The following is a 1,333-nucleotide window of genomic DNA, read 5'->3' as shown; positions in this document are numbered from 1 at the left end:
TAAACCATTAATAAGCAAACACATAATTGAGATACACGCTATAAAGCCTTCGGTATTCTAGCTTAGTGCCTAAAAAAGAATAGTAATTCGTGTTAATGGTGGGGATTTTAATGCCTAGTTCAATGCCATGTTGCGCGGAACGTTCGCTGTCTTTTTTCTTAGCTGTAGCGAGATTGGTTCTCAAACCCAAATTGAACAAGAATTGGAAATTGGAAGTATTGACTTTCGCGCTATAAGGGTTATTGAACGCTGTTAAATTCACGTATTGAGAATTAAGCCATGTAGTCCCTGCGAGTTGGATACCACCAAAAAGACCTACTGAGAGCTTGTTGTTCTTTCTTGTAATGCTATCGTTGATAATATTCACTAACAAATCGCTCCCACCGCCATAAGTCCATACGTCAGAAGACGAATTGAAAAAGCTGGATTTGATGTAGCCGTGGTTGTAATCAAAGAAGCCGTAATACCTTAACCCCCATCTTTTGCTTTCGCCAAAGAATTGCTTATAACCCACTTGCACGCCAAGCCCGTTCAAAGCGCCGTTATTGTTTTGAGAGCTGATCATGCCCACTTTTTTAAAGGGGTTATTGCTCATCGCCGCTAAAGCTTGATTAAGATTGGATTGCTGCTCTGGGTTGATTTGGTAGTTGTATTGACCCGCTGTAGAATCTTTAGGCGACATAACGATGTTTGTTACATTGACCTTATTATAGGGAAGTTTAGAAATCTCTTCGCTCAAATTCTTAGCGTTGTTATAGGCGGTTACGATTTCTGTTTGATTGGATTTTAAATTATAAACATCTCTAGCCACGCTTAAAGCCGAATCAATCCGATTGCCATAATTAGCTACATTGTTTTGAACCGCATTAATTTCTTTATTCAAATTCACATTCTGTCTGTAAGGGTTAGTAGGGGTTTTACCCAAATGCGGCACTTTCAAGTAAGCGTTCTCCAAATACTTAAGTTGGTCTTTAGGAATGGAATTAAAGAGATTGAAGATATTTGAAGCGTTAGAAAGGATTTGCTTTTGGTTTTGAGCTAAAGCGTAAATGTCTTTAGCAAATTCACGATTTTTTTGAGATCCCATAGCTTGAGCTTGCAAGTTAGTAGATAGGGTGTGGTTGCTCTGAGTTAGTTTGAGCGCTTGTTGCAAGATAGGTAGCATCGCCTTGATGTTGTTAAACACCGCATAGTCGGTTACAGGACCAGTGGATGTGATAGCACCAGCACCACCGGCTCTGTTTGAAACACCTGCGATGATGATATTTTTCCACACCATAGAAACCTTGGCCTGTTCGATTAAATCCATAAGCTTTTGCGCGGTTTCAAGAGC

1 protein-coding gene is annotated in these 1,333 nt (G+C 39.9%); it reads right to left on the bottom strand.

The window, feature by feature from the left end:
* Window positions 1–7 precede the first annotated feature (7 nt).
* The coding region (sabA, locus tag H7N67_RS07880) for a Hop family adhesin SabA/HopD (RefSeq protein ID WP_187939616.1) at window positions 8–1,333 on the bottom strand (1,326 nt) is incomplete at its 5' end.

Source organism: Helicobacter pylori, assembly GCF_014498195.1.
Lineage (GTDB): Bacteria > Campylobacterota > Campylobacteria > Campylobacterales > Helicobacteraceae > Helicobacter > Helicobacter pylori_DO.
The sequence above is the reverse complement of the archived record's forward strand: the minus strand, read 5'-3'. Positions and strand labels throughout refer to the sequence as shown.